Raw genomic sequence first — 22,575 nt, forward strand, 5'->3', positions numbered from 1 at the left:
CAGCGGTAAACGCGAAGCTGATTTTCTAAAGCAACTTGCAAATCCAAAGAGACTTCTGATCTGTTCGCACCTGGTTCACCACGAGGAAGATGTGAACAGTTTGGCCCGAAAAGTTGGCCTTTCCCAGTCTGCTCTAAGCCAGCACCTAACACGCCTCCACAACTCGGGCCTTATCACTTTCAGGAAAGAGGCCCAGTTCCGGTACTATAGCTGTCACCATCGAGGTGTCACTTTGGTCATCGATCTTCTCAAAGGCATTTTTAACCAGGTCGATGAGCTGGAAACCTGCGTTTCGGCAACCTCGTACGCCCCCCTGGCATCAATAGGAAGCGCCGGGTCACACGCCCCCCAAAAGTCTGGCCCTCTTCCGAGATAGACATTTCACACCTGTCATTCCCTGAATCATAGTCGCACCAGACGCCGCACCGCAGTATTTTATACGCATCCGGATGGCCGGTGTGCATCGGTGAAAGAGTCGCTACCAGTCCGGTGATCCGCCTGTTGCGTCGTGCGCAGCCATCCATCTGGTCAACCTGTCGCAGTGCTTTGGGCTTCTCTCATGGGTGCGAGCATCGAACAAGCTGGGTGTTCGACACCGCTTTCAGTGGATGGCGGCACGAATAGCTCGCCTCAAACGTCCGCGGTAAAAAAGCGCGTCAAGGCCCGAAGGGGCGTATCCGCACTTCGCCCGATACAGTCTTTGATCTGCCCGGCAGTTTCGCCGAGCACAGGCGATGCGGTCTCCGAACCCGAAAGTCGGCAAAAAGCTGGAGATGATAGCTTCAGTTTACCGAGACCTTAGGGATATATCCGAGTACACTGAGCAGCGTGCTTAGGGCGCTCATCTGAGCGTGCATCTCGATGCTGGCCTCGATATATTGGAGGTGTTGCTTCCCACCAGCCGCCTCTCCCGACTTGTAGTTTTCAGGTAGAGCCTGGAAAAGCTCGTCAGCCCTTTCAACCAGACGCCGGTGACTTCGGATCGCATCGATCGTCAGGGTCTCCAGGTCTTCTACGGGCAATCCAAGCGTGAGCCCGACTACTGGCCGGAGTTCTACTTCGTGCGTCAACGTCGTAACATCGGCTTCCATCTCGATTCAACCTCTGTTTTGTCCACGGTGCGCCCCCGTCGACGATGAACCCTGTGAACCCTAGCCGGGGGTTAGAATCCGAGATGAATCGGCCCTGAGACCTTTAGCAGCGAGGTGCCTGGACATGAGTCACAGGCCCCCGGCCACGTGGTCAGAGGGTTCCTTGGCACCATTGCGGTCGGCACCAACCTTTCATCAGGGGATTCTAAGCCCCAACACAGCGCGTACTGCGTCATGTGATTATAGAATTTGATCGTACGGGACACCAGTCCAGAAGCGTCGGATTCTTCACTTCTGAACCGCCTGAATGGCTGAAATCACTAACAAAAACTCATTTTTTGCTCAAAGCCGGATCGTTCAACAGACTTAGCTGTAAAAGGCGATTCTAAACCATCAGACTGAGGCTGGACTGCGGCCATGGCCAGACGATCAGTTGCTCGTAGTAGATCAAGTACGCGACCGTCGTTTGCTCTATCTCGACGACCGGATCGGCAAGCAAGGCCGCCCGTGCGCCGCCGTCCCGCCCCGCCCATGCCCACCAAGGCTGCAACCTTAAAAGCGGCAACGACATTCGCGCGATAGAGGAAATGTGCCTTGCCGGTTGCAGTCGCCCCCATGTTGGCAATTTAAGCAGGTTCAAACTGCGCAGCAGGGTCGATTGCTCGGATCCGCTCTTTCCCATCAAACATCGTATCTTCCCATGCCGACTGGACGGTCGATCAGCCTGAGCCCGGATTCGCTAAATTCATGGTCGGGCAGATTTCTCGATTGGCGCATGCAAGCTGGGGCGAACGTCTTCGGCCAGCCATCGCAACGGACACTTGGCCGCACTGATCAGCAGTCTTGCGGTGCGCTCGATCTTGCGCTGGCTATTATGCCGGGCAGCTGTGTTGTACCACAACAGATGCGCAGCGAAAGCCTCCTGCGCAGCCCGGGGCTCGCTACTCAATCCCGACGGTTATGGATTTCGCTTCAAGCTGATCGCGGTGCTCCAGGAGCATAACCTGCCTTTAGACTAGCTCTGCCTTCCCGCTTACGGCTCGGAGTTGCAGCTATCCAGCGTTGCAGACCGCGCGGGACCTGGCCTTGTGCCGCCGCTTTACGCTCAAAAAAATCAGCCTTCCATGATCGACTGATCCCAGTCGAGTTGCACAGTCGTGTCCAACAATTGTTGGACTGCATCGTCGAGATCGTCAACCGGACTGTTCCAGCCAACCTCTTGCCCGACCTTAGGCGATGAACAATGAGAGTTGGATCCTTGTTAACTTTGCGCGTCGGCATTGTTAGCCAGGACGCGGTAGCGCTTATCGGGATATTTCCCGGATGCTGTACCGTTTTGTGGGAACAAACCTTCGGCGCAAAGGCGACAAATCTAGCCGGCCTCTATCGCGAGGACCTAGGGCTCCCGCAACCACGATGTTACGTCACTGGCGGGCTTCGCGGGCGCGGATAAGTTTTTATACAGGGAGGGCTTTCCGTTTCTTTGCTCGAACTGGGTTTTTAACGGCAGATCCAGCACCGGGATGGCCCCGACCTTTCCGCCCAAACCGGGCATTTCGCACGCGGTCCTGCGTTTGCGGATGTTGGATCATCGCTGACGCTACGGGCATTGGCTTCTCGCTCGACAGCAGCATGTATGATGTCGTCCATTTGCGGTCGACTCGGTCCGCCACTCTTCGGCGAACTGTTCATTGTTGCGAGCGAGCTTCAACATTGCGATTTCCTCAAAGTCCTTTCTGGATTCGAGTGACTGAAGTGGCGGTCTTTTACCAGTCTTTGGATCGTTGCACTCTGATACTCGTGCTGGACCCTGGTGAAAGCCGAGCTCGTCTAGAACCTATCTCGGCATATTGCGCTTTACGCAAGCGATCCGGTCGCTGCCTAACGAATATGAAGCCACCATTATCTGACACTCCAATTCGTGCCTCACGAGGCACTATGGGGCGTAATCAGAGGAAGCTGTGCTTTCCGTTCTCATCGTACATTCGGCGAAGCATGAGCGATGACCTTGGCATGCAGGTCCCAAAAATCCTCCTTCAACGAGTCAAACTCATCGCGGCACATATGACCAGAATCCCATAGGCTACCAAACCTGTTGGTGATGTAGCGTCGAATCATCACAGCTTCATTGCTATGGGCCGCAAGCCAGGAGTTGATCTGGTACGCGATCCACTCTTGGCGATCAGTCATTTCTTCTGGACCGATATATGTCTTGACAACAAACTCGGCCGAAGAATGCAGGGTGATCCCTTTAGTGCTCCACCCGTCCCTCCCGATAACCCTGTAGTCGCCAGCGATCTTTTCATGAGGCCGGTTGACAAAACGCCCGATCAAAAGTCCATCCAGCAAAGGGATGAAAAACTCGGTGCCAGCAAGCGACGCCGGTGCGTCGTCTAGCGCAAGTGTTGGAATGATTATCGTGTCCACCAGACGCTGGCCGATTGCGTGAAGCGCGGCTTCCTGGCTGCCGCATCGCTGCAGCAGCCTTTGAGCGGCATGCTCGTAAAAGCTCGTCAGGGTATCATTCGCCCGCATGGATACCTGTTTCCGGCTGCCCCAGGCCGAAAACATTGCAATCATCATCAGCCGGCTTGATATGCCCTCTACGGATTTGGGGTAGATCCAGTAGTGAAGCATCTCGTAGGAGCCTGCGTTGGGACGACCCCGTGTTGATGCAAGGATTTCCAGGTCGGACCAGAGTGGACTAAATGCTGCTTTAGCCTTGTTATGGAGATCGTTGGCCAGACCGGTCATTTCGGATCCGGTCAGGCGACTCCGTTTCTCAAAATGCGGGCAAACTCCCTCATGGAAGGACTTGAGGACCTTACCCGCATGTTCCGTCAGAGCATTCGTCAACTCACGCGCCTCTGCTCTGACAAGACCCTTCGATAATCGCTCATCGATCACAACCAAGGTTTCGAACCTCCCTATCTTTTTTGTGCTACTAACAAGCCCACATTCAGTCACGAATTCCTTCGAGTTCAATGCCTCGCTCGACTGCCGCGGCAAAACCGTTCAAATCGACTTCGAACATTTGAGGTGTCCCATCTATCCTGATTGCACGGAGTTGGAGCACTTTGCCACTGCGGAGCTTCTCAAATGCTGCCCCGGAAAACGTGACTGTAACCGCACATCCCCTGTCAGAGCACTCTTTAATCTCCAGCGGATGGCCTGCGGCATTGCCATCAAGGGCGAAATGGACAACCGCGCCCGGCTGAAGATCCTTGGGCAGCATGATGCCACCTTTAGCGCTCCCTTGCGAGGTGGGGCGTAACTCTATCAGGAGAACTGACTTTTTTGTCTGTCGGTCGGATTGAAGCTGACGCACGGCGCAAACCCGTGCACCATCACGCGGCAAGCACATGACTGTCCACTTTGCGTGGACTTCACCGATCCTGCTTCTTGTTGTCTCGGAAATGTCATGACCCTGTGCAAATCCCGACAGGGGAAAAAGCAGAGCCGTAAACAGCAATGCAGATCTAAGCTTCACGGAGACCGAAAACGTCATGGTGCCGATCCTTCTGGCTGGCCGAGTATTAGGGCACGGCGCCCCGCTACTCATGCAAGAACGTGCTGTCGGTCGTTCGAGGATGGCCTAATGGCAAGAGTGCCGTCGATTTGCGATCCAGCCACCGGCCTCCTGTTCTCGCGACAGGAGCCTCCCCATTCATCCCTTGCGAGATCTGCGATCGTGAAGCGATCGAGATATGCAAACTTCGAACGTTCCGCTTCGTGAAAGACATTGCAAATTGGTCGGGACCCCACCTTCCGGTCTTCGCGTGATGGTTGAAGGATTTGAACGATTTCACCGAGAGATAACGTTTCGGCACCATCGCTGAGCGTTAGCCCTCCTCCCCGCCCTCGATGACTCTCGAGCCAGCCGAGACGCGCCAGTTGTCGCGTGACCTGGGCTACATGAGCCGCAGTGGTTTCGCTCGCCTTGGCTATGACATTGATCTGTACGATCTGTCCCTTCGCCTTTGTGCATACCACCAAGGCTGCAATTGCGATATCGGTTTGACGAGTAAGAACCATGGCCGCTTCCACCTTAGCCGCCTGCGCTCTGCTTATGGCTCGGGGCCGAAGCACACGGCTCGGTTCGCGTGAGGATAAAAGCAATGCATCCCAGGATCAGAATACCAACTGGTATAGCCAGTCGAGGAGCCGGCATTAGGCTTGCGAAAAACATCACATAGCCACAAAGCATTCCAGAGACGGCTATGATCTTTATCCTGAAGGGGATCGCCCCCTCCTTTCGCCAGGCACGCAGGGTTGATCCGAAGCGTGGATGTTCGAGTAACCAATTTTTCAACCGCGGCGACGAGCGTCCAAAGAACCATGCTGCAAGAATTAGAAAGATCGTCGTCGGCATTATTGGCAAAAGTGCACCGATGAACCCCAAGGCGAGCATCAGTCCGCCAAGAACCAGGTTGATGGCACGTAGGGAGCGGTGCGGTATTCCGCTGCTTGCGCGGCCGCGTGAAAGCAGATCAATCATGGTTCATATCCTTCCTGGCCACGCAATTACCGTTCATCTCCTCATCGAGAATTGTCCCGATCAACTCCATCACCTGTCGGGCGGCTTCCGTCATGCGGCGCATGTCGCTGGTGGAGAAAGCTATTTTGTTGATGGTTTCGGCAAAACCGGTCCAGCGCCGACGGATGTCAGAAGCTTCATAGGCCAGATGCCTCGCTCCAAAAAAGGCGTTGAGTCCCAAGTGTTCGGCTTGCTTGCGAAAAAATGGAAACGCAAGTCTGACGCCTTCGGTGACGAACAGGCCACCGCAAAGTCCGGGGACGTCCACGATGGCTCTGGGACTTTGTTGGCCCGGTCGGCTCTCAACGTTTCCCGCGTCGAGGTCGCGTAAATCTTTCTCAATCCGAGAGATGTGACCGCCGATTTCTTGAGACGGGAAGATGTCTGGACAGGAGGGATGGAGGTAAACACCCCGCAATTCCCGGGCGATTCTATGCTGCGCGATCAAAAATCGAGCATAATGTCGGCGATTTTCAAAAGGTCTGGCGGCGAGGAATCGTGCTGTCAAACCGCGTTGTGCGCGATCCCCCGTTAGGGAAAGCTGGTAAAGCCGATTGTTTTGTGGCGCTACGGCCATGGTTGTCGTCTGCAAGCTACTCATGGCCTGTACTCAAAGTTAGCGGCCCCACTTCGGCGTGGAATCTCAGGGGCAGTGAAAGCGGCCATTGTTTTGGTTTCACAATGCCTACGAAATTGAGCACAGGTGTGTGGTGCCCACGACCGCCGGTATTCGTCAGATAATTCGATCGTTGTTGATTTGCTTGAGGCGATCACTCGCTTCGACAAACCCATCAAGCGGCACGGAAAACAGCAGCTTGCGCTTTCCAGCCGCCGGATGGGCTAGAATGTTGAGCCTATGTGCGTTGCGCAGATGCTCCAGCGCTTCCGATTTAATATCGAGCCTCACAATGCCCCCAGATGGCCCGGTCTTCAGGAATGGTAGTTTTGTAGAGAAGTGGCCGTCATCCAACTGAATTCGGACGCCCTCGGAGGCCTTCAGCCCAGGTGGCATTGCCAGAACGCCCAGCATTTGATCGTCCGCTGTCCAGTTCAGTTCAATGACGAGCTTCGCGAAAAGGTAGTGCGGTTGCGAGCGCTCGAATCGCAGCATCGACAACTGGTGACCGCTTTTCTCGACCCGCCGCAACTGCCATTCCTGGAATTGCTCATCTCGGGTGTGCTGATTAACTGGCGCTTGAGAGGCGCTTTGGATCGGAAGTGCTGCAGTCGAGGCAAAAAGTGATGTTGAAATAGTGTCTCTTGTCATCGGCTATCCTCATGAAGGGCTGAAAGATTCTGCTACTTTGCGACAGGACTGCTTCGTTACTTCGTCTTTGTAATTACTTGGATGGAAACGCTGATCTTTCTGCGCCACGGCATCACTCGCTTGAAGCCGGCGCTGGAAAGCTTAGCTGAGCAAGAGCTCGTACCCGCGCAAAGGCTTCCTGCGAGGCCTGGACAATCCGCTGCTCTTGACGTTCGTTCAAATCCACCGCATCGAGAGCTGCAGTAAATGTCTTCCAATGCAGGCCACGTCCCTCGGATGCACCCGCCAGGTGCCGCGCACCAAATTCTTCGTCAAGCCCGATTCTCCCGGCATATTTCAGGAGGAAGGCCGCTCCGAGATTCGATCCTTCGATTACGTAGAGCCATCCGAGAGCTTCGGAGAGATCAACGGAGGTCCCTTCAGCAAAGCGTGGTGCACCCCTGGTGTCCGGAACGACAATTCCAAGGTCACTGAAATCCTGGTGAATGAATGTGAGGCGTCGCCTCCCCGCAAGGTCCGGCAACAACGCGGCCAGATAGGGATCGAAGAACAGTGCATCAAGATCGCGATGAAAAAGGAACTGCATTGCAAGGAAACGGCCGTAATGCTCCCGGTCTGCGAACGGGTTGGCCTGCATTATGAACCTGTCGAGTTCTTCATGAGCCTCTTTTGTCGCGGTCTTTAACCGCACGGTGCGGCTCGTATGGTCTGTGTTGTTGCCTATCGTGTGAATAGTCATGCTGATGCCTTACAGTGGAGGTCTTCCCGTTGTTGGTGGATGGCGGATGCGATGCAGAGCATGTTGGCAATGCCGGATGGCATATCCTCACTATCGACGTAGCAACCGTCACCCGCCGCTTCTTCAGCCACCAAAGAATGGAACTTGAAAACGAGACCGCCGAGACCGATCAGGGAACACGGCAAAACTGCAAAAACATTTACGATCATTGTGGAAACCTCTTCCTCATCCCTATTCCTCCCTAAAGGCCCGGTTGATCTGGTCGGAAAGTGGCTTCACGAGGTAAGAAAGCGCCGTGCGCTCGCCCGTCTTGATCATCGCCTCGGCCGGCATGCCCGGAACGAGATTCAACTCACTCAGCCTGGCCATCTCTTCCTTCGACACGGAGAGACGCACGAGATAATAGCTCATGCCGGTCTTCTCATCGGTAGACAGATCGGCGGCGATGCGGCTGACATATCCATTCAGTTCCGGCGTTGTCCGCTGGCTGAAGGCTGACATTCTCAGCATGGCTTTGTAACCAAGCTGGATCTGATCAATATCCTTCGGCGCGATCTGCACTTCGAGTGCGAGGTCTTCGCCTTCGGGAACGACCAGCATTATGGGATCGGCGGGGCTGACCACGCCGCCCACGGTGTGCACGGCAAGCTGGTGGACGATGCCCGACTGGGGCGCAATGATGTCGATGCGCTTCAGTTCGTCTTCCGCCCCCACCTTGCGCTCGACATATTCACCCATCTGCGCCTGGATTTCGCGAAGCTCCTTGCCAACTTCCGCCTTGAGGTCCTGATCCACCTGTAGGATCTGCAATCTGGTTTCCGTGATCCGCCCGGCGGCCTGCGCCTGATAGGCAATCTTTTCGCCACGTTCTCCGCCATAGGTGGCAAGCTGCGTCTTGAGGCTGTTCAGTCGTTGGACAGACACAATTCCCTGTTCCAGAAGCCCGCTTAGAGAGGCGATCTCCGTTTCCAGCACCTCGATCCCCTTCTCATAAGCAAGTTCCTGCGCTTTGAGCCCTTCGATTTCATGATGGTACTGGGCGATGCGCTCTGCGAGTTGAGACTTCTTGCCGTTGCGAGACTCCGTCCGGAATTCAAACAGACGGGTTTCGCTGTGGATCGCAGAAAACACGTCAGGTTTGTCACGGCGCTCCAGCAACCATTCCGGGAAAATAATTTCTTGGCGATCGTCGCGTTCGGCTTCAAGTCGCGCAAGCCGCGCAGCCAGTTCATCCAGACGCTTGGTGACGATTGCAAGGTTGGCGCGCGTCTGCGTGGCATCGAGCCGCATGACGACATCGCCGGCAGTTATCTTGCTGCCTTCTCCGACCAGGATTTCTCCAACCACGCCGCCCGTCGGATGCTGCACTTTCTTGACATAGGAATCGACCACGAAGTGGCCAGGGGCCACGACCGCGCCCGCAAGGTCCGTAACAGCCGCCCAGGCTCCGGCTCCTCCCACCAACACGACACTCGCAAGAAGGCCTGCCAGAAGGTGATACCTTATCGAGCGTGAAACATTATCGTTGTGGTCAACGCCTGACATCGGGATCCTCCCCGCTGGAACCAATTCCATTGTTTTCCTGTGTTGGCTCACCAGTGGTGTGAACCGGATTGGCGATGACGCGTAGTGGTGTCATACCGAAGCCGCTCGCGGGAAAACCTTTCACAACTGGCTGCGGATTCGGTGCGGTTTTAAGAACCTTGGACAGCACCTCATCCTTTGGACCAAAGGCCTTTTGGCGACCACTTTCTATCATCAACACATAGTCGACAGCTCCGATCGCGCTGGGGCGATGGGCGATAACGACCGCAATACCGCCACGTTCCCGCACCGATGCGATGGCGCGGACAACGGCCGCCTCGCCTTCGGCGTCAAGATTGGCGTTCGGCTCGTCCATCACGACGAGGAAGGGATCGCGGTAAAGAGCGCGGGCAAGACCAATGCGCTGGCGCTGTCCGGCCGAGAGTGCGGAACCAGCCTCGCCGATCGATGTTCCATAGCCTCTTTCGAATTTGAGGATAAGTTCATGTGCACCGGCGACCTTGGCTGCTGCTACGATGGCTTGCGGATCGGGATCGTCCTCAAAACGGGCGATGTTCTGGCCGATCGTTCCGGCAAACAGTTCGACACCTTGCGAGAGATAGCCAATATGAGGGCCGAGTGCTTCACGGTCCAATTGATCGAGGCTCGCGCCATCAAGCCGCACTTTTCCGGCGACAGAGCTCCACGCGCCAACAAGTACGCGCGCAAGCGTCGATTTACCAGATCCAGAGGGACCAATTACGCCAAGGGCACTCCCGGCTTGAACCGCAAAGCCAATACCCATTACGGTCGGGGCGCTCTCTCCAGGCGGAACAATTGTCACGCCCTCGACACGCAATTCCCTTTGAGGCGCAGGCAAAGCGAGAACATCGGCTTCCACGGGCATCTTGCCCAGAAGATCCTTCAGGCGAGCCCAGCTCTGCTGCGCCATCAGAAAAGGTTTCCAGCTCCCAATGGCAAGGTCGACCGGCGCGAGTGCTCGCCCCATCATAATCGAACTGGCGATCATAACCCCGGCCGTTACTTCCTGCTGGATAACGAGATAGGCGCCGACGCCGAGAATGGCTGACTGCAACATCATCCTGAGCGCCCTGGAAATCGAACCGAGGCCGCCGGCAACGTCCCCCGCCTTGCGGTTGGCGGCCAGATATTCGGCATTGGCTGCTTGCCAATGGGCCGCGATCCGCTTGCCGATCCCCATTGCCTGCACAACTTCCGCATTCCGGCGACCGGCTTCCATCAGGCCGTTGCGTGCCATGTTGCTGACGATGGTGTCCCGGATCGGCTTTTGCGAGAGAGCATTGGTCAGCAGGGTCAGCGATATCAGCACAATCGCGCCGACGAGTGCGGTCATGCCGATCCAAAAGTGAAACAGGAAGCAGATGCCGAGATAGAGCGGGATCCACGGCAGATCGAAAAAGGCGGTCGGGCCATTTCCACCGAGAAAGCCGCGAACGTTATCGAGATCGCGCAAAGGCTGGAGACCGTCACCCTGCATGCGCGTCATCAGGGGCAAGCGTATTACAGCCTCATGGACACGCCCGGAGAACCGGTTGTCGAAACGTTCGCCGATGCGCAACAAAACACGGGAGCGTATGATATCCAGAAGCGCCTGGAAGGCGTAAAGTCCGGCGGCCAGCACTGCCAAGCCAATCAGCGTCGGTGTGCTACCGCTGGCAAGCACCCGATCGTAGACCTGCAGCATGAACAATGGGCTGGTCAAAGCCAGCAAATTCACCACACCGCTTATCAGGCCGATGCCTGCTGCACTCATCTTGAGAGGGAAGACGACCGCCGCAGCCGAAGGCTGCGACGGTGCCTGAACCTTTAAAGGGTTCATCATGGGCTGGTCACGCAAAAATGAAATCACTGGAATCAAGCGTGCCGGCGAAGCCGGTCAGCGTGATCGTATTTGTGGTCGAGGTCGAGCTGTCAACGTATGTGATGACGTTGCCCGACACGGTGACGCTGGTATCGCTCGTGAAGTCGGAATAATCCAACCACAGATCCACAAACTTGATTTTGTCGACGCCATCGGTGAAGTCGGTGATGGTATCGTTGCCCCAATCGCCTGTGACACCGACATAGTCGGCATCGAAGACGAATGTGTCCGCACCGGTGCCGCCGGTCAGGGTGTCATCTCCAGAGAAGCTGTAGAGCGTATCAGCCGCGCCGTCATTGCCAGCCTGTGTGGTTCCCTGCTCACTCAGATAGGACCACAGATAAGAAAGGTTGCCTTGAGTTGAGAGGAAGTAGATCGCATAGGTGAATGCGGTCGTTGCGGTCGCACCGCTCAGGTCGAGCCTCAGGACTTCACTGATGTCGTATCCAGCACTGGCGCTGCCGGAAAGATTCGTTCCGAATTCCAGGCTGCTGAGGGTACCTGAGAAACCACCCGGAGGGGCGTAGGTGAAGCTCCCGTTCAGTATGACCCCGGACTCGGCGGAATTGGTGAGATCGCCTGCCGCCCACTGCGTGTACGGCGTCGACGAGTTGAAGAAGCCGTTTCCACGATACTCATAGGCGCCGAGCCATGTCGTCGTCAGGTAGCTGACCCAATCGGTTACGCCGGCGGGTACATCGATTCCTACTGCCATTTTCGTTTCCTTCCTAGCATTTGCCCGCACCATTGCGGACCTCGTATCCGCAGCCGAAACGGCCACGGAAAACTGTCAGAACTTGAAATTCAGGGATGCCGTTACCGTTCTTCCAGGCCCTGGATAACTGGTGGTTCCCAACGCGGGGACATAGGCGACATCCGTCAGATTAGTGACGGCAACACGCAACTTGGTGTTTTCGTTGAAGGCGTACGAGCCATAGAGATCGTAGAGGGTGTAATCTTCGGAGACGTAGCTCGATGTCAGCAGTCCTATGTTGGGCGACGTTCCGCCGACATGGCTGATGCGCCCACCAAGAACCAGCTTTTCCTCGAACACCCGCACGCCTGCATCAACGGTGATCTTGTTGCGCGGCGGTACAAAAATGACCGAGGGCGATACCTCATAAGTCGTCCCGGCATAAGTGTACGAATCCCCGAAATCCGTCTTCAGATGCGTGTAGGAAATGCCGGCGTACCAAGGCCCGGCATCATAATTCGCTTCCAGTTCGATACCCTTCATCCGGGTCGTGCCATCGACGTTGACGTATGCGGTGTGCTCGCGGCCCGTTTCCGGCCGGACGACGGTTCCCATCGAAATATAGTTGTCGATCTGGCGATAGAAACCGACCGCCTTGAACCGAAAACTGTCGTCCGCTGAAAAGAGTCCGTTTTGAGTGATGTTGGCACCAATCTCGAAGGTGTCGCCGACTTCGGCCATAAGATCAGGATTGGGTGCGTATTGAACCACGGTGGCGCCTGGATGCCCGCCGGTAAAGAAGGTTTCCATGATGCTGGGTGGACGCATGCTGCGGGAATATTTTACAAAGGGCTGAAGCCAGTCATACGGCTTGACTGCGACCATGGCGGTCGGGAGAAACTCGCCCTGCGAATTGTCAACGTTCAGGACCGTCTCAGGGTAAACGGTAACCAGTTGGTCGACGTTGCCCCACGCCACGCAGGTTCCAAAGCGGTACCGAGTGCAGCCATAAACCTGACGCGTCACATTTTCTAAGCCGAAAACCGACGTGTTGCCGTGCAGCTTGTAGTAGTCATAGCGGAGGCCGCCTGAGACGACGAGCCAGTCATCGTGTTCCAGGGTTGCGTTGGCAAAGGCACTGTAGACGTCGCGATTTCCTGAAGGCGTCGAGCCAGTGAATGATGCGGTTAGGTCGGTCCCGTCACTGGCATAAAATGTGTCCGCTTCCGTCTTTCCCCGGTCCCAAAAAGCTTCGACGCCGTAATTGAATGACAAAGCACCAAGAGCCGTATCGACGGTACTCGTGTTGTCGAGGCTAACGCCTACCGTTCCGAGGCTATAGTTTACAGGCCAATCGAGGTAGTTCGTAACGGTCGAAGCGCCACGAACCTCTTTGTTGCGCGTGTGGTTGTACCAGAGCCGCGCGTTCAGATTGATCAGGTCGCTGTCAGGATCCCAGTTAAGATTGGCAGTGATCGTGTTGTTGAGAACGTCCTGCGTGTTCTCCGTCAGAACAAGGCCATCGGTATCATACGAGCCGTGAGAAAATTCGGAGTCGTTTCGAATCCAGGCAAGCGAGCCGTTGAGGTCATCTGTGAATTCCGCTTCCGCCTTGAGAATGGTCGCCAGCACTTCCTGACCGGTGGAAATCACAGCTCCGTCTTCGACCGTCAAATCGTTGAGCGTGAGTTCCCCATTTTTGCCGATGTCGTACTCGCCGACTTTCTTGCGGGCAACGCCGCCCAGTACCGAGAAACTGTCCGACAGCCTGAAGGCGGCAATGCCGGAGCCGTCAAAGGTAAACTCATTCGTGCCGGTTCCAGCGTTGACCTCGACTCCCCATTTCTTGTCGCCGGTAATAATATCGTCCGCCCCAACAGTGCGGAAATTGACGGAACCGCCAAGCGCACCTGCGCCGCCAACGCTCGAAGTGCCGCTTTTCTCAACGTCGATCTCACGAATGAAGGCCGTATCGACATAAGTGCGCTGCGTGGCACCGTGACCGCTACGCTGGAAATTCTGGCGTGCGCCATCGATCATCGTCACGACGCGGTTCTGATCCTGAAGGCCGCGAATGTTGACGGCGATGCCCGGATTTTGCGCCTCGGAACGGTTGGCATAGACGCCTGCCACGTTGTCCAGCAGATCCCGCGTATTGCGCACGGGAGCGTTCTGGATCGCCTCACGCGAGATGACGCTGACACTGGAGGGCTGCTCGTAAACCCAGTCTGGCGTTCCCTGAAATCCGGAGCCGGAGTTGCGCGCTCTGTTGCTGGTGATTATGATAGGCGCCAGAACAGTGCTTTCATCGGAGCCGGCCGCCCCGTTTACGGATTGCCGCGCTCCAATCACCGCTGCTCGGTTGCCCGTGAACTTATAAGTGACGCCAGTTCCACTCAGCATTTGCGCCAGCGCCTGCTCAGGCGACATGTTTCCACGAACCGCATTCACGGCAACGTTGCGCGCGGCCGCGCCGGAGGCCTGGGTGACCTGAATACCGGCCTGCCGGTTGAACGTCGAGAGCGCGCTCAAGAGCGGCTGCGCCGGGATGTTGAAACTGCGAACCGCGCTCTGGCTGGAAACTCTCTCAGTGGTGGGTGTTGTCTGTGCGGTCACGTTGGTCGTGCCGTAACCAATCGCTAAGGCGGTCGAACTCCACAACACGATGTTACGGGCAGTTCTCCTGCCTCTTGCGATCTTATTTTTCTCAACCCCGAATGCCATGATATCCCAATTCTCTCCTGTCGGGGCACCCCAGCTTTCCGGGTGCCTTCGACTAAGAGACAATTGGAAGTCGCAATATTTCCGAAGAAATTTTCTCTTTTCTGCTAAATCTTGAGAATCGCTGTCATATTTTTTACAGGCGGGTTACGATCCGGATATAGTCCGACACCTTGCGAACCTTGCCACCGTAAGGATCCACGAGAGCGCCCAATGCCTCATCCGGCGAACTCAGATCGTAGATCCCGGTCACTTTTTGGCGCGCAAGTGCCCGATCTGGAACCGATATCAATGCGGGGTGATAGCGCTGAATCTGCTCGATCACGGAACTGATCGTCTGATCAACGACGTAAAGTCGACCTTCCCGCCAGGAGCCAATTTCCGAAATGGCAATCGTGGCTTCTGTTATCTCCCCGCTTGCCCTATCCAGAGTGAGAACGTCGCCGGGAGCAAGAATGTGATCAGGAGCGGAAGGCACCTCTGGCGAAGCCTTTATCGCGCCGCGAGCCAACGCAACCTCTGTATCGTCCGCACCAATACGAACGTCGAATGCAGTGCCGAGAACTTCAACAGTTAAACCGCCTCCTTCAACGGCAAAAGGGCGTTCCTTGTCCGGCGCGACATCAAAAAAAGCCTCGCCCTTGAGCAGGATGACACCACGCCTGTTGCCTGAAAACGCCAGCGCAATAGCGCTGTCGGGCGCGAGCAGAACGGTACTACCGTCCTCAAGGATGACGTTCCGGCTTTGCGCCGTCTCGCTGCGATAGTCGGCTTGGAGACGGATGAGAAGAGAAGGCCCAGACAGCGCAACAAGACAGAGCATAGTGCCTGCGGCAGCAATTCCTCCGACAATTCTCGAGCGGATCCGGCGGGGAGAAGCAGGCGCTGCTGTCGCAATGCTTCCTAGCTTCCGTTTATGAAACGACGGAACCTCTGCCAAGGCCTGCCACATCTGGCAGGTCTTCTCCCATTCGCGCCGATGCTCCGGCGCTTCGAGTATCCACTTTTCAAAAGCGGATTGTATAGCCGTGTCCTCGGGGCTCTCCCGGATCAGTATAAGCCAGTCCATCGCCTGATCGGACAACGAGGGCGTTTTTCGGTCAAGAGTCATATCAACAAGCTTTTCTGGTACGCGTTTCGCGTCATTCCCCTGTTCTTATTCTATAGACAATCTACCGACGTGAAATTTCCATCGTGATCGTACTTTTTTGAGCACCATGCCTCATTCCTCAACTTTCCATCTTTTCTTTGATCTCGCTTGCAGCTTCGTTCAGCAGCCGATGCACGGTCGTGACTGACAGATCGAGCGCCGCGGCAATTTCCTTGAGCGACAAGCCGTCGAACCGGTACATCTCAAGGACGAGCCGGTTCCTTTTCGGTAAATCTTCCATCGCGGTGGCGACGCATTTCACACGTTCACAAAACAGCAACTGGTTTTCAGGAGTTTCGGCGACCGCCGGCAATGCCCACCATGGAACATCCTCGGGAGGAAGTGCTTCTTCCCGCTTTTTGCGACGACGTCTGTTGAAGGAGAGGTTGCGAACAATCTGGAACAGATAGCCCTTATGCGGAACGTTTTCATCGGCTTTATCCGGGACGAATTGCAGGTAAGCGTCCTGGACCACATCCTCGGCTTCAGCTTTCGAACCTACGAGGGGTGTTGCATAGTCAACAAGTGCCTTGCGGTTTTGAAGGTACAGTGCGTACCGACCGCTGTTTTTTCCGACGCCCATTCAACCACTCAAAACATCAATTGCGGCAAGAGCCATAAGTTTGGCAGTGCATCACTGGCCGACTTATACCTTCAAGGCTATATCACCACAGCGTCCATTCGCAAATAAACATGACAACTTTTATCATATTAATGCAAGTATGATAGATGCACCGATTTTCTGGCCAACCTTTCCGTGTCAGGCTCTATTCCGACGTGATGTGGCTTGACGAAGCTACTAAAGATTTTCCGCCTCCGGTTAACCATCCTTCATGCCGTCGGCGTTTGCGCCGGGAGTGGATGCCATACGTGATGACGATGGTGGCCGTACCGCGCGCCAAGATTGCAACATCTCGGATCGCAAGGTAGCGGTCGACACGACATGAACGTGAAGTGTGGATTTGGCCAGCATCGAGCCTTTCTCGATGGAGCGGTCCGTCTATTTTGTGGCGCTTCAACACGACCACGTTAGGCACTTGATAACGCTTGAGAAGCTCCTTTTCCCGGTTCGGCACGCCAGCATTTGCTGCGGTCGCCAGTTCTGGAACCGAGGTGCTGGCCGGCCAATCGCCTACTGGCGCCCTGCCCCTATGCCGTAAAGGTCGATGCGGATGCCCGCCTTGTTCGGATCGACCGTCGCCGCATCACGCGCGTAAGCCGCGCCGGCGGAAATTGCCTTATCGCCTCCCGACTCGACCATTTCGGTTTCGTTCGCCGGCCTTCGATCGATAAGGTTCAACTCAGTAGGATCCTCTGCCCGGAAAACGGCGGTCCCCTCGAAGTAGCCTGTCTGCCAACCAATAATCGCGTCATCAAAGACCTGGGGGAGCACCTCTTTTTCGGTCGGATTGCCGTACCATTTGGCGACGATGCGATAGACCTTCGCGAACAGCGCTGTTCCCATCCGAAGATTGACGCAGGCATCGACCAGATCCGCTTTCAGTTCGCCGGCTTCCACGACACCGAGCCCGGCCGGATATTGCGTGATACCGACGCGCACGACGTTACGGCCAACATGTTGGCCGATGAGAGCCATTGCCTCGGCCGGCGTAGACGGCCTCGGGACGAGCACGACACGGTTGCCCGAGCGGACCGTTACCGCGAGAGGGTCCTGCGACCCCGCCCGCTCGATGAACTGTTCAACGATCGCTGGCTTGAGCCCCGGATCGGCGCATTGCTGGATAAGGGCGGCGTCGATCATGCCGGTGTCTCCTGTGGTCATGTGTTGAAGGCCGTCACCAGTGGACGGTTGAAGAGTTTCGCCCAGGCGACGGCGCTCGCCTGCTGGATGGCGACGATCGACGTTCCCGCGGTCCACCAGCCGTTGCCGATCGCTACGATGATGTCGGGGGACAGCAGCATCGATTGCGGCGCTGGCCACAGGACGAGCTGCTCGTAGCAGATCAGCGGCGCAATACTCGTTCCCGCGAGATCAACGACGGGGCTGGCAAGCAAGTGCGCTCGAGCGCCGCCGCCCTGCCCTGTCCACGCCCGCCATGGCTGCCACATGGAGACCGGGACTGGCATGCGCTCGCGATAGAGGATCTGTGTTTCGATGGCCGAGACCGCCACCATGACATTGTCGTAACCGTCGGTATCGATGACGGCTGCGCCAGCGATCACGATAAGGTCCGATCCTTGCAAGCCCTGCTGCCAGAGCCTCACCACGGTCGGCGTCCAGAAGCCGAGTGCGCTTTCGGGAAGAACCACGAAACGGGCTCCCGCTCCTGCCACCGCACGTACGGTCGCGATCAGGTCACGGTGATGGTCGAGCGAACCGTCCCGTCCAAGGGTCTGTCCATGTTCAAGGTCGACGCCCTTCCATCCTTCCGGTAACAAAGGATGCGTCCACGTGGCGGCGGACCCGAGCCAGAAGCCTGCAAGGGCGATGGCTGAAACCGGCCAGATCCTCGTCGTCATGGCGAGGAGGTCGGCTGCGGCCGCGATCAATCCCCACCATCCCCATCCCGGAAACAGCACGCCCGCCGCCGTCAACGGATGCGCCCAGCCGGTGATGCCGAAGGGCGGCAACCCCGTAAGCAGCGCCGCCGCCAGATACCGCAACACCCCTCCCCTTTTTGGAAGCGCCTCTTCCGATCGTCCCGGCCAGAGTGCCGCATGGATACCGACGAAGGAGGCCGAGGCCGCCAGCCAGAGCAGGAGGCCGGGCCAGAGATCGGCGCTGTAGAAGTTCGCGACGCCCCGCGGCAGGCCGCGCGAGGCGGCAAGGAAATATCCGGCGGACACCATGCCGGCGACCAGGCGAGAGGGTGACAGCGTCCAGAGCAACGGGAAGAGCATCGCGACAGGAAGGAGGAGTACCTGACCGCTCCAGCCCACAGCGCCCACGACGATCGACAGCAGGATCAGGAACGCCGCTCGCCAGCGGTCACGGATCGAAGGTGAGAACCGGCTTCGCCAGGCCGAGAAGGCCGGTGTCCGGGATCGGCCCAAAGTATCGGGAGTCATAGGAGCTCGCAAAGGATGAGTGAAGAAACAGATGACCGGGCGGCACGATACCGCCGGGCCAGGGATCGATTGCCCTGCCCGCGCCATCCGTCTTCCGGACGCCGGATGCGGGTAACGGCCGTTCGTCGATGACGACCTCGCCGGTGATCCCAACGCGCGCGTCAGGAAGGGCAACGACGGTTTTGATCAGCGGCGCAAAACCGCCCGCGCAAAGACCGCGACGCAGATATCCGCGCTCCCGCGCTTCCACGAAAAGCGCGCTCGATGGCGGGCAGACGAATACCAGATCCCCGACCGCCACGGGACGGTTCAGACTCTCGATGCGCCATAGCCCGAGCGGCTCGCTCGGGGTCAGGTTCAGACGATAGCCGCCCGCAATCCCGATCACGGCCCAGGCCAGAATGACAGTCACCGAGGCGCCGATCAGGACGATGAAGCGGTGCCCGGTCATTGCTTCAGCACCGGCGCCTGACGCAAGGTCTGCCGCAGGTCTTCGGCCTGTTTCAGCGATTGCACGGTGCGTTCGTGGGCGCCGAGCTGCTGGGCGGTGCGCATCACCGGCCAGGCTTGTTTCAGTTGTTCCTTCTGCTCCGGATTCATGCCGTCGGAGAGTTTTTCGTACAGCTTTCCGGAAGGTTCACGCGCCGCATTACTCAGCAATGTCCGCTCGCCGAACCGCTCGGTGACGGCCTGGGTGAAGCCGTCGATCTCCAGCTTGGTCTCGCGATTGCTCATCGCATATCCGAGCGCTGCCGGCAGATCGTTCCGGTCAATGGCATCGCGCACGCGCTCAAGCACCACGCGTGCGGCCGGCGAGAGCGCCGGAATGTCGATCGAGACGCGCTGGCGCAGGGTTTGTTCGCCCGTCTGCAGCCTCTGCGTCGCCGTCTCGCGCATCCGCAGATATTGCTCGAGATCCCGCTTCAGCGCCGGCACATTGACCTCTGCAACGCGGCGCGCCTCGCGCTCGGCCTTGCTAGCGAGAATACCGGTCTTGCCCTTCAGCACCCCGATCGATGCCGCGTCCGTGTCCAGCTTCTGGAGCGTTTGGCGGGCAAGGTCCTTGTCGGCGAAGGCAACATCAAAATTCATGGTCCGGAATGCGGTTTCAGGATCGGCGAAGACATAGCGGAAGCGGGCCGATACATCCTCCCATTGCTGCTTCAGGGCGGGATCGGCGCTGAGCCTGTCACCAACCGTATCGGCGACGGAACCGGAGAATGTCTTGATGCCTGCGACCATGGGTTTGATCTCCTTCATTGTTTGGGTTTTCGGGGATTGGTTGAGGCCAAGGCGCTCGGCGAAGGCAGTAAGGCGCTGGCCGAGATCGGCCAGCTTCGCCTTCTGGCGCAGTGTCCAGTCGAGTCGGTCGCGCAACAACGTGCGGGCGACCTGGACAATGTGCAGCCCACGGTTTTCGGCAAAGCGTAGCGCCTCGCGGTAAAGCTGGCCGCGCTCGTAGTCGAGCGTCGTCTCCTTGGCATTCTTTCGGGACATAACGGCCGCAAGACCGCCATTGTAGGAGAAGGACCGCGTCCCGTAATAGAGCTGCAGATCCTCCCGGTGACGGGTCATCGCCACGTAGGTCAGATGGCGATCGAGTGACAGCGACGCCAGCACCTTGACCCGGTCGACCGTGGCGCCTTGGCTCTTGTGAATGGTCGTCGCATAGCCATGGTCGAGATTGCTGTAGAAGCGTTGTTCGACCACAACATGCCGGCGATGCTCGCCCTCGCCGGTCATGGCAACGATGCGGTTTGGCGCGGCCTCGACCACATGGCCGATCATGCCGTTCTTGACGCCGAGCGACGTCTCGTTTTTCAGGAAGACGATCTGGTCGCCCGCATCGAACTGGCGAATGCCGTCAGCCGTCTTGAAGACGTGGCCATCACCCACAATGCCGCGCTCGACCAGTTTTTCGCGGGCCATGACGTTCAGCATGCGCACGTCGCGCCGCAGATGGGCGAGGATCAGCGTCGTCTTCGTCTGATCGTAGTCGTGGTTCCAGTCGGCTATCAGGCGCTCGACCGCTTCGACCTTCAGACGTTCGCCAACAGTTCTTGCATTGGCATTGTAGGATGCAAGCGCCTTCTCGACATTGCCGCGCGCGAGATCGACCGATGCACGCCGCATCCAGTCCTCGCGCTGGCGATAGATGGTTTCGAGTTCGGCGTAGCCGATGCGGTCGACGATGGCGCGGAAGGCAGCGCCCGCCTTGATCGGCTGCAGCTGTTCGGGGTCGCCGACCAGGACGATCTTGGCGCCGGCCCTGACCACGGCATCGACAAAGCCCGCCATCTGTTTCGAGGCCACCATGCCAGCCTCGTCCATGACGAAGACAGTCCTGTCGTCGAGAACGTCACGGCCGCGGTTCCAGCGCAGCTCCCAGGACGCGAGCGTGCGGCTCTCGATCCCGGCTTCCTTCTCCAACCCTTCCGCCGCCTTGCCGGCGAGCGCACCACCGACGACACGATATCCGGCCAGTGCCCATGCCTCGCGCGCCGCCTTCATCATCGTGGTCTTGCCGGCCCCGGCGCGGCCGACAACGACGGCGATCCGGGCTGGACCGACAATCCGCTCGATGGCTGTTTTCTGTTCCTCCGACAGCCGCCCATGCCGCCCAAACGTTGCTTCGAGCACAGCCGTGGAGACGGCATGCGTCTCCTTGCCCGACAGCCACAGGGCCTGTCGCGCCATCGTCGCTTCCAGGCGGATCATAGCCCGTGTCGAATAGCGCGCCGACACTTTCTCGCCGGTCGCAAAGCCGATCGTATCGCGCTGAAGCCGGAGAACCTCCGGGTTCAGGATGGTTTTCAACATCAACTGCTGGAATACAGCGGGATCGTCGACGTAGCGGTGCAGCACTTTTGCGACATCGCGTTCATCGAAAACGCTCTTTTCCCGCGTGATCAGGTCGAGCACGATGGCTGGATTGCGTAAAATGCGCCGGGTGTTTTCCGAGCGGCGTTCTTCGTTCAGCTCGATCCTTTCGAGCTCCGGGCGAACACCCTGTGGCTCCGCCTTGCGTTCGATCGCCTTGGCGCCAACGCCGAGATGGATGGTCGGTTCAAGCTCGATACCCTGCTTCTCGTAGGAGCGACCGTCGATCCTGAGATCGATGCCGCCAAGCGCCAGATGGTGGTTCAGCCGTTCGAACCAGCCGTCGCGCAGCACGTTGAAATCATCGGTCGAACCGGCCCAGAGCTCATAGAGGATTTTACCGGATTTGGTGCGGACCGGCTGGCCATCCTCACCAATGACCGCCACCTTCTTCGACCCGAACCCGTCCTCGGTCAGCGGCCGCAAAGTGGTCATCAGGTGGATATGCGGATTGCCGGGATTGTCGTGATAGACCCAGTCAGCAACCATGCCTTTGGCGAGGATATGTTTTTCGACGAAGTCTCTGACAAGGGCGACGTTCTGTTCGGCCGTGAGCTCCAGCGGCAGCGCGATGGTCAGGTCGCGGGCAAGCTGCGCATCGGCACGTTTCTCGAAGGCCTCCACCTTGTTCCAGAAGGCTTCGACAGCGCCCGAAACAGAGCGATCGGCGATAAGGGTGCGGACCCATTTTGGGGCATCGCTAGGAAGCACAAATTCCTCGTGCAACAGACCCTGCTTACGGGTGTAGTCGATGGTGCGGGCCTCGCGCTCGTATTCCATCTTGGCGCAGTGCCGGTAGGCAGCAGACAGCACGACACTGCGGCCGGAGCCACGACTGACGATGCTGGCTGAGAAATGGGCAATGGCCACGGCGCGAAAAACTCCCGGTTCGAACGTCGTTCGTCCGGAGCGACACGACCAGGTCGGCAAGTGTCGAGGCCTCTGAGCAAAGCGTCGCATCGCGACGTATAATTGCGCCCTTGGATCCGCTCCTTCGGAACGGCGGGATCATCCTCCAAAGTGTCGGCTTTGCCGACGT

The 22,575-nt window shown here is 57.6% G+C and carries 21 protein-coding genes; 1 reads left to right on the forward strand and 20 read right to left on the reverse strand.

Annotated elements, in window-relative coordinates; all coding sequences use genetic code 11:
• Nucleotides 1-376, forward strand: a 376-nt coding sequence (locus JZX88_RS22065) for a helix-turn-helix transcriptional regulator (protein WP_305853150.1), incomplete at its 5' end; no start/stop codon positions are given.
• 406 nt (nucleotides 377-782) lie between these two features.
• Here the strand turns inward: JZX88_RS22065 and JZX88_RS22070 are convergent.
• The 20 genes from JZX88_RS22070 to traA form a co-directional block, all read right to left on the reverse strand.
• Entirely contained in the window at nucleotides 783-1,091 is a 309-nt protein-coding gene (locus JZX88_RS22070) for a transcriptional repressor TraM (RefSeq protein ID WP_206914706.1), read from the reverse strand.
• Nucleotides 1,092-1,476: 385 nt separating this feature from the next.
• The gene (locus JZX88_RS22075; protein WP_206914707.1) at nucleotides 1,477-1,776 is read right to left on the reverse strand and encodes a hypothetical protein; all 300 of its coding nucleotides are present in this window, start codon (nucleotides 1,774-1,776) and stop codon (nucleotides 1,477-1,479) included.
• Nucleotides 1,777-3,065: 1,289 nt separating this feature from the next.
• Nucleotides 3,066-4,004, reverse strand: coding sequence for a hypothetical protein (locus tag JZX88_RS22080; protein WP_206914708.1), 939 nt, complete (start codon nucleotides 4,002-4,004; stop codon nucleotides 3,066-3,068).
• 46 nt (nucleotides 4,005-4,050) lie between these two features.
• Nucleotides 4,051-4,599 (reverse strand): invasion associated locus B family protein, encoded by a 549-nt coding sequence (locus JZX88_RS22085; protein ID WP_206914709.1) that lies wholly within the window; start codon nucleotides 4,597-4,599, stop codon nucleotides 4,051-4,053.
• Nucleotides 4,600-4,649: 50 nt separating this feature from the next.
• Nucleotides 4,650-5,126, reverse strand: coding sequence for an Rrf2 family transcriptional regulator (locus JZX88_RS22090; RefSeq protein WP_206914710.1), 477 nt, complete (start codon nucleotides 5,124-5,126; stop codon nucleotides 4,650-4,652).
• A 13-nt stretch (nucleotides 5,127-5,139) separates the two neighbouring features.
• Complete coding sequence (locus tag JZX88_RS22095; RefSeq protein WP_206914711.1) at nucleotides 5,140-5,589, reverse strand: YbaN family protein; 450 nt, start codon at nucleotides 5,587-5,589, stop codon at nucleotides 5,140-5,142.
• Nucleotides 5,582-6,229 carry a hypothetical protein gene (locus JZX88_RS22100; protein ID WP_206914712.1) on the reverse strand — a complete coding sequence of 216 codons (648 nt, stop codon included), beginning with the start codon at nucleotides 6,227-6,229 and terminating at the stop codon, nucleotides 5,582-5,584. The genes JZX88_RS22095 and JZX88_RS22100 overlap by 8 nt, the downstream gene beginning before the upstream one ends.
• A 132-nt stretch (nucleotides 6,230-6,361) precedes the next feature.
• Nucleotides 6,362-6,895, reverse strand: a complete 534-nt coding sequence (locus tag JZX88_RS22105; RefSeq protein ID WP_206914713.1) for an invasion associated locus B family protein — start codon at nucleotides 6,893-6,895, stop codon at nucleotides 6,362-6,364.
• A 112-nt stretch (nucleotides 6,896-7,007) separates the two neighbouring features.
• A complete protein-coding gene (locus JZX88_RS22110) occupies nucleotides 7,008-7,634 on the reverse strand; it encodes a biliverdin-producing heme oxygenase (RefSeq protein ID WP_206914714.1) in 627 nt (208 codons plus the stop codon).
• Nucleotides 7,631-7,843, reverse strand: a complete 213-nt coding sequence (locus JZX88_RS22115; protein WP_206914715.1) for a hypothetical protein — start codon at nucleotides 7,841-7,843, stop codon at nucleotides 7,631-7,633. Before JZX88_RS22115 ends, JZX88_RS22110 begins: the two co-directional genes overlap by 4 nt.
• A gap of 22 nt (nucleotides 7,844-7,865) precedes the next feature.
• Complete coding sequence (locus tag JZX88_RS22120) at nucleotides 7,866-9,179, reverse strand: HlyD family type I secretion periplasmic adaptor subunit (RefSeq protein WP_206914716.1); 1,314 nt, start codon at nucleotides 9,177-9,179, stop codon at nucleotides 7,866-7,868.
• Entirely contained in the window at nucleotides 9,166-11,019 is a 1,854-nt protein-coding gene (locus JZX88_RS22125) for a type I secretion system permease/ATPase (RefSeq protein WP_206914850.1), read from the reverse strand. Before JZX88_RS22125 ends, JZX88_RS22120 begins: the two co-directional genes overlap by 14 nt.
• A gap of 10 nt (nucleotides 11,020-11,029) precedes the next feature.
• Entirely contained in the window at nucleotides 11,030-11,776 is a 747-nt protein-coding gene (locus JZX88_RS22130) for a M10 family metallopeptidase C-terminal domain-containing protein (RefSeq protein WP_206914717.1), read from the reverse strand.
• 75 nt (nucleotides 11,777-11,851) lie between these two features.
• Complete coding sequence (locus tag JZX88_RS22135; protein ID WP_206914718.1) at nucleotides 11,852-14,479, reverse strand: TonB-dependent receptor; 2,628 nt, start codon at nucleotides 14,477-14,479, stop codon at nucleotides 11,852-11,854.
• Between the two features lie 133 nt (nucleotides 14,480-14,612).
• On the reverse strand, nucleotides 14,613-15,587 hold the full coding sequence (locus JZX88_RS22140; protein ID WP_206914719.1) for a FecR family protein: 975 nt from the start codon (nucleotides 15,585-15,587) through the stop codon (nucleotides 14,613-14,615).
• A gap of 118 nt (nucleotides 15,588-15,705) precedes the next feature.
• Nucleotides 15,706-16,209: an RNA polymerase sigma factor gene (locus JZX88_RS22145; protein WP_206914720.1), complete on the reverse strand. Its 504-nt coding sequence runs from the start codon at nucleotides 16,207-16,209 to the stop codon at nucleotides 15,706-15,708.
• 549 nt (nucleotides 16,210-16,758) lie between these two features.
• The gene (locus JZX88_RS22150; protein WP_206914721.1) at nucleotides 16,759-17,388 is read right to left on the reverse strand and encodes a TraH family protein; all 630 of its coding nucleotides are present in this window, start codon (nucleotides 17,386-17,388) and stop codon (nucleotides 16,759-16,761) included.
• A gap of 17 nt (nucleotides 17,389-17,405) precedes the next feature.
• Complete coding sequence (locus tag JZX88_RS22155; protein WP_206914722.1) at nucleotides 17,406-18,656, reverse strand: conjugal transfer protein TraB; 1,251 nt, start codon at nucleotides 18,654-18,656, stop codon at nucleotides 17,406-17,408.
• A complete protein-coding gene (traF, locus tag JZX88_RS22160; RefSeq protein WP_206914723.1) occupies nucleotides 18,577-19,107 on the reverse strand; it encodes a conjugative transfer signal peptidase TraF in 531 nt (176 codons plus the stop codon). The genes JZX88_RS22155 and traF overlap by 80 nt, the downstream gene beginning before the upstream one ends.
• Nucleotides 19,104-22,406, reverse strand: coding sequence for a Ti-type conjugative transfer relaxase TraA (traA, locus tag JZX88_RS22165; protein WP_206914724.1), 3,303 nt, complete (start codon nucleotides 22,404-22,406; stop codon nucleotides 19,104-19,106). The genes traF and traA overlap by 4 nt, the downstream gene beginning before the upstream one ends.
• Between the last annotated feature and the right edge of the window lie 169 nt (nucleotides 22,407-22,575).

This window comes from Agrobacterium sp. OT33, assembly GCF_017313365.1.
GTDB lineage: Bacteria > Pseudomonadota > Alphaproteobacteria > Rhizobiales > Rhizobiaceae > Agrobacterium > Agrobacterium rhizogenes_A.